The sequence below is a fragment of the Pseudoalteromonas sp. SG43-3 genome (assembly GCF_014164385.1).
Classification (GTDB): Bacteria; Pseudomonadota; Gammaproteobacteria; order Enterobacterales; family Alteromonadaceae; genus Pseudoalteromonas; species Pseudoalteromonas distincta.
The window spans coordinates 1-391 of the sequence record NZ_JACJFC010000085.1; the positions used below are offsets into that span (position 1 = coordinate 1).

Annotated in this window: 1 protein-coding gene; it reads right to left on the bottom strand. The window is 42.5% G+C overall.

Going from position 1 to position 391, the window contains the following annotated elements:
- A partial coding sequence (locus H5157_RS20710) for a hypothetical protein (RefSeq protein ID WP_182725425.1) occupies positions 1-391 on the bottom strand: 391 nt, incomplete at both ends.

The window sequence follows — 391 nt, forward strand, 5'->3', positions numbered from 1 at the left end:
TTGCCGTTAATAACGTTATCGGCTGTATCTTGTATTTCAACGGTTACATTGGCGTTGGTGTCTTTGGTTAGTGTTTCGGTATTTACCGCTTCATTGCCGGCGTTATCAAATACGCTAACACTTACTGTTACGTCGCCATCTGCAAGTGAGCTTATATCTTCGTCACTTACTTCCCATGTGCCATCGGCATTTATGGTTACATTATCAACGGTTACTTTTTTACCGTCTTTATCTGTAAAGGTTACGGTAATGCTGTTTGTTGATTCTACGTCATCAACTTTACCGCTTACACTTACCGCGTCGTCTTCTGCTGCGTTTATTACTGAGTCTTCAAGCACTAGCGTTGTACTGGCTTGGGTGTCTTTTGTAAAGTTGAGGGTGCTTGTTGCTG